We start from the raw sequence: 5,436 nt of genomic DNA on the forward strand, positions 1-5,436 counted from the left end.
TCGTCCATCGCGATCGGGTGGATCAGGGTAACAACCATTTTGATGTTGTCGCCCGGCATTACCATCTCTACGCCTTCCGGCAGTTCGATGGTGCCAGTCACGTCAGTTGTACGGAAGTAGAACTGCGGACGGTAGCCTTTGAAGAACGGAGTATGACGACCGCCTTCGTCTTTGGACAGGATGTACACTTCAGATTCGAACTTGGTGTGCGGGTTGATGGTGCCCGGCTTAGCCAGTACCTGACCACGTTCGATTTCTTCACGTTTGATACCACGCAGCAGAACACCTACGTTCTCACCAGCACGGCCTTCGTCCAGCAGTTTGCGGAACATTTCAACGCCAGTACAGGTGGTTTTCGCGGTTTCTTTGATACCAACGATTTCAACTTCTTCACCCACTTTGATGATACCGCGCTCTACACGACCGGTAACAACGGTACCACGACCGGAGATGGAGAATACGTCTTCGATCGGCAGCAGGAACGGCTTGTCAATCGCACGCTCTGGTTCCGGGATATAGGTATCCAGGTGGCCAGCCAGTTCGATGATTTTCGCTTCCCACTCTGCGTCGCCTTCCAGCGCTTTCAGAGCAGAACCACGAACGATCGGGGTGTCGTCGCCTGGGAAATCGTACTGAGACAGCAGTTCACGAACTTCCATCTCAACCAGTTCCAGCAGCTCTTCGTCATCAACCATGTCGCATTTGTTCAGGAACACGATGATGTACGGAACGCCTACCTGACGACCCAGCAGGATGTGCTCACGAGTCTGCGGCATCGGGCCGTCAGTCGCAGCAACAACCAGGATCGCGCCGTCCATCTGCGCAGCACCGGTGATCATGTTTTTAACATAGTCGGCGTGGCCCGGGCAGTCTACGTGCGCGTAGTGGCGAGTCGGGGTGTCATATTCAACGTGAGAGGTGTTGATGGTGATACCACGAGCTTTTTCTTCCGGCGCGTTATCGATCTGGTCGAATGCGCGAGCGGAACCACCGTAGGTTTTAGCCAGAACGGTAGTGATGGCAGCGGTCAGCGTTGTTTTACCATGGTCAACGTGGCCGATAGTACCGACGTTAACGTGCGGTTTTGTACGTTCAAACTTTTCTTTAGACATCGATTGTCCCTCTAAGACACGGATAAATCGGTGATATCACCACATCAACCAGGCAACATGCCCGACTTGTTGAATGAACATAACAGAAGAGAAACAGGGAAGGAGAGAAAAGAAGTGGTGCTGATACCCAGAGTCGAACTGGGGACCTCACCCTTACCAAGGGTGCGCTCTACCAACTGAGCCATATCAGCACGTCTGGAGCGGGCAGCGGGAATCGAACCCGCATCATCAGCTTGGAAGGCTGAGGTAATAGCCATTATACGATGCCCGCATCCTGAAACTCGGCTACCCAGTTCTTTCTGTAATACTAAAAAGACTGCTCTCTTTAGTATTGAGCTGATTAGTTTACCCAACCAACTCCGGCTACGCAAAGCGTCGCCAGAAAGTGGTGGTGGGGGAAGGATTCGAACCTTCGAAGTCGATGACGGCAGATTTACAGTCTGCTCCCTTTGGCCGCTCGGGAACCCCACCCAAATTGTTATGGTGCCGACTACCGGAATCGAACTGGTGACCTACTGATTACAAGTCAGTTGCTCTACCTACTGAGCTAAGTCGGCATCAAGTAGCGCGCATTCTAGGGAGAGGAGCGAGTTCATGCAACTAAAAATTTGCATAAAACGTTCTCTTGCTCACATTTTGTGCTCTTACGCGAAAAAACGGTGTAATTTCAAACAAAGGAGTGCAAATAATCGCCAACAAACGGGCCCATCAGGCGCGGTTTCGGTCAGCCACGTTTACCAGGAACGTATGCTGACCGTAAACTGAAAGGCAGCAGGCCGTTAGTACCATCCTGTTAGCAAAGGCCATGCTTTGCAAAGCATAAGAAACTTATTCCTCTCTTGTGACGCTGGCGCGAGAAAGCGGCATTCAATGAGTTTTTTTCTTATTATTCCCGGCAATCTGGTGTTACCCTCCTGCCCATTGTCCTGATTAACTCGTGTGAAGCATCGCCGTTTCAACGTATTCGGTGATGGTAAGAACATGCTTATGAGCCAAAAAGAGCAGACGTTAATGACACCGTACCTACAATTTAACCGCCACCAATGGGCTGCACTTCGTGATTCTGTCCCGATGACGTTAACCGAGGAAGAAATCACGCGGTTAAAAGGCATCAACGAAGATCTCTCTCTGGAAGAGGTTGCTGAGATCTATTTGCCGCTGTCGCGTTTGCTCAACTTCTATATCAGTTCTAACCTGCGTCGTCAGGCTGTTCTCGAACAATTTCTTGGCACCAACGGTCAGCGAATTCCCTATATTATCAGTATCGCTGGCAGCGTGGCGGTAGGAAAAAGCACCACCGCCCGTGTACTGCAGGCCTTGCTGAGCCGTTGGCCGGAGCATCGCCATGTCGAACTCATTACCACTGACGGATTTTTGCACCCTAACTCAGTTTTGAAAGAACGTGGGTTAATGAAGAAAAAAGGCTTTCCGCAGTCCTATGATATGCATCGGCTGGTGAAGTTTGTCTCCGATCTCAAATCAGGGGTACCACAGGCAACTGCACCGGTTTATTCCCATCTAATTTATGATGTTATTCCCGATGGCGATAAAACCGTCGCTCAACCGGATATTCTCATTCTTGAAGGACTGAATGTTCTGCAAAGTGGGATGGATTATCCACACGATCCGCATCATGTATTCGTATCGGATTTTGTCGACTTTTCTATTTATGTCGATGCCCCGGAAGAATTATTGAAAAGCTGGTATATCAACCGCTTTCTTAAATTCCGGGAAGGGGCATTTACCGACCCGGATTCTTATTTTCATAATTACGCCAAGCTGTCGAAGGAAGAAGCGGTCGAAATTGCCACCTCGCTTTGGAATGAGATTAACCTAATGAATCTCAAGGAAAACATCCTTCCAACTCGCGAGCGCGCCAGCCTGATTATGACCAAGAGCGCCAATCATTCTGTTAATCAGGTACGCTTACGTAAATAAAGCAAAGGGAGCCGGAGCTCCCTTTTTTATTCTGCGCTGCGCAATGATATTTCACCACCAACCCAGGCTTTTATCACACCATCCTGCTCCAGCAATAGCGCACCCTGGGCGTCAATGCCGCGGGAAATGCCATAAATTTCTTTATCACCGATAATCAGTTTTACCGGACGATGAATAAAGTTATCCAGTTTTTCCCAGCGCGGCAGATAAGGAGCCAACCCTTCCTGCTCGAACAGCTCCAGTCCCAGGCGCAGCTCTTTAATCAGGCGCGCGGCGAGGAGATTACGGTCGATGACCACCCCCGCTTCCTGAAGACTGATCCAACCCTGATTGACGACATCAGACTCCACACGACGCATCACAAGGTTGATACCCGCGCCGCTGACGATTTGTGCGGCATCGCCCGTTTTCCCCGTCAGCTCCACGAGGATCCCTGACAGCTTACGATCCTGCAGGTAAATATCGTTTGGCCATTTCACGCGAACCTGTTCGGCCCCGAGTTGCTGCAGCACTTCAGCGATCACAATACCAATCACCAGGCTTAGGCCAATCGCCGCTGCCGGGCCCTGCTCCAGACGCCAGTACATCGAGAGATAGAGATTCGCACCAAAGGGGGAAAACCATTTTCTGCCTCGCCGGCCTCGCCCTGCCTGCTGATATTCAGCTACGCAGGCATCGCCGGACGTCAGCTCATCCAGTCTGTCCAGCAAATACTGGTTAGTGGAGTCGATTACCGGAAGGACAGTCACTCGGCCATGTTCTATCTGTTGGGAGATCTTTTTCTCATCCAACAGATGAATGGGCTCTGGCAGGCTGTACCCCTTGCCCGGCACGGTAAACACATCGACGCCCCAGTCGCGTAACGTCTGGATATGCTTATTAATCGCCGCCCGGCTCATGCCTAACTGCTCGCCAAGCTGTTCACCTGAGTGAAACTCACCATCAGCAAGGATAGAAATTAGCGTTAAAGGGATAGTATGGTCTTTCACGCAATGCTCTCCTCTGCGTTGACTTCACCATGCGTTCCAATGAAGCGCACCTCGGGCTGAAGCCATACATTGAATTTTGCCCCCACCTGCTGGCGAACGTAATGGGCTAGCTTTATCACATCCTCGCTGGTCGCTTGATCTTCATTAATCAGTACCAGCGCCTGCTGTCGATGCACGGCCGCGCCGCCGATGCGTTTTCCTTTGAGCTGACATTGATCGATTAGCCAGCCAGCGGCCAGCTTGACGCTGCCGTTTGCCTGCGGATAGTGCGGTGCATGAGGGAACTGCGCCAGCAGCGCTTCAGCAACCTGAGCGCTGACGATCGGGTTCTTAAAAAAGCTGCCAGCATTACCGTTAATCTTTGGATCCGGCAATTTAGTCATTCGCATATGGCAGACCGCATCAAATACCTGTTGCGGGGTGACTGTCTGCGGATCGAGACGTGTTAAATCACCGTAGCTCAGCACAGGTCGCCACGCTTTCGCTAACGATAAGCCAATCGCGACGATGGCGTAGCAGTCCTGATATTCATGTTTAAAGATGCTGTCGCGATAGCCGAAACGGCATTCCGCTGCGGAAAGGCGTTGTTTACGTCCCGTTTCCAGCTCGATGCAGTCAACATATTCGCAGACCCGCTGCAATTCGACGCCGTAGGCGCCAATATTCTGGATCGGCGACGATCCTGCGCAGCCAGGGATTAATGCCAGATTTTCCAGACCAGGCATCGCATGCTGTAGCGTGAACTGTACTAGTTGATGCCAGTTTTCGCCGGCACCGACGTGCAAGCGCCAGGCATCCGGGGTTTCGCTCACCTCGATCCCCATAATCCGGTTGAGGATCACCGTACCGGCATAGTCGTTCAGAAACAGGACGTTACTGCCTTCCCCAAGGATTAGCGTGGGTTCGCCAGCCGCGGCAGCGGTTTGCCAGGCGCTTAGCAACTGTTGCTCAGTTTCGGCGCGTACTATCGTATTGGCGGATCGCTCAATGCCAAAGGTATTCCAGGGTTTGAGGGAGTGGTTCATAGTGGCTTCCTGATGCAAAATCGGCGTTAGTTTACCGTATCTGGCGGGGGAAGGCTTGCCTGATTACAGAGGCAATAATATTGCGGAGCGTTACCAGTGGTGAGAGGTGTACCGCGCCGGGCTACAGAACCCGCAAGGCCCCTGGCCCAGGTAAGCGCAGCGCCACCGGGGGGGGCATGCCGGCACCCTCGCCGGATGACACAAACGCAAAAAAGCTCAGCCTTCCGACTGAGCTTTCTGCTTTATTTGATGCCTGGCAGTTCCCTACTCTCACATGGGGAGACCCCACACTACCATCGGCGCTACGGCGTTTCACTTCTGAGTTCGGCATGGGGTCAGGTGGGACCACCGCGCTAGTGCCGCCAGGCAAAT

The 5,436-nt window shown here is 52.2% G+C and carries 4 protein-coding genes, 4 tRNA genes and 1 rRNA gene; 1 reads left to right on the forward strand and 8 read right to left on the reverse strand.

Annotated elements, in window-relative coordinates:
• From tuf to GT756_RS25620, 5 genes are all read right to left on the reverse strand, one after another.
• Positions 1 to 1,112, reverse strand: a 1,112-nt coding sequence (gene tuf, locus GT756_RS25600) for an elongation factor Tu (protein WP_049004726.1), incomplete at its 3' end; no start/stop codon positions are given.
• Between the two features lie 115 nt (positions 1,113 to 1,227).
• Positions 1,228 to 1,303: transfer RNA gene (locus GT756_RS25605), tRNA-Thr, on the reverse strand.
• 5 nt (positions 1,304 to 1,308) lie between these two features.
• Positions 1,309 to 1,383: transfer RNA gene (locus GT756_RS25610), tRNA-Gly, on the reverse strand.
• A gap of 115 nt (positions 1,384 to 1,498) precedes the next feature.
• Positions 1,499 to 1,583, reverse strand: a tRNA-Tyr gene (locus tag GT756_RS25615).
• Positions 1,584 to 1,593: 10 nt separating this feature from the next.
• A tRNA-Thr gene (locus GT756_RS25620) sits at positions 1,594 to 1,669 on the reverse strand.
• A gap of 430 nt (positions 1,670 to 2,099) precedes the next feature.
• On the opposite strand from GT756_RS25620, the gene coaA reads away from it, so the two are divergent.
• Positions 2,100 to 3,050 (forward strand): type I pantothenate kinase, encoded by a 951-nt coding sequence (gene coaA, locus GT756_RS25625; RefSeq protein ID WP_004206833.1) that lies wholly within the window; start codon positions 2,100 to 2,102, stop codon positions 3,048 to 3,050.
• A gap of 26 nt (positions 3,051 to 3,076) precedes the next feature.
• On the opposite strand, the gene birA is transcribed toward coaA, so the two are convergent.
• The 3 genes from birA to rrf form a co-directional block, all read right to left on the reverse strand.
• Positions 3,077 to 4,039: a bifunctional biotin--[acetyl-CoA-carboxylase] ligase/biotin operon repressor BirA gene (birA, locus tag GT756_RS25630; RefSeq protein ID WP_004206834.1), complete on the reverse strand. Its 963-nt coding sequence runs from the start codon at positions 4,037 to 4,039 to the stop codon at positions 3,077 to 3,079.
• Positions 4,036 to 5,064, reverse strand: a complete 1,029-nt coding sequence (murB, locus tag GT756_RS25635; protein ID WP_064178669.1) for a UDP-N-acetylmuramate dehydrogenase — start codon at positions 5,062 to 5,064, stop codon at positions 4,036 to 4,038. The genes birA and murB overlap by 4 nt, the downstream gene beginning before the upstream one ends.
• A 251-nt stretch (positions 5,065 to 5,315) precedes the next feature.
• Positions 5,316 to 5,431: ribosomal RNA gene (gene rrf / locus GT756_RS25640) — 5S ribosomal RNA — on the reverse strand.
• Positions 5,432 to 5,436 lie beyond the last annotated feature (5 nt).

Origin of the sequence: Klebsiella sp. Q2 (genome assembly GCF_009900705.1) — a bacterium.
GTDB classification, from domain to species: domain Bacteria; phylum Pseudomonadota; class Gammaproteobacteria; order Enterobacterales; family Enterobacteriaceae; genus Klebsiella; species Klebsiella quasipneumoniae.

Excerpts from the sequence above, each read along its gene's own strand:
- murB (WP_064178669.1), bottom strand. The coding sequence starts at position 5,064 with ATGAACCACTCCCTCAAACCCTGGAATACCTTTGGCATTGAGCGATCC.
- coaA (WP_004206833.1), top strand. The coding sequence starts at position 2,100 with ATGAGCCAAAAAGAGCAGACGTTAATGACACCGTACCTACAATTTAAC.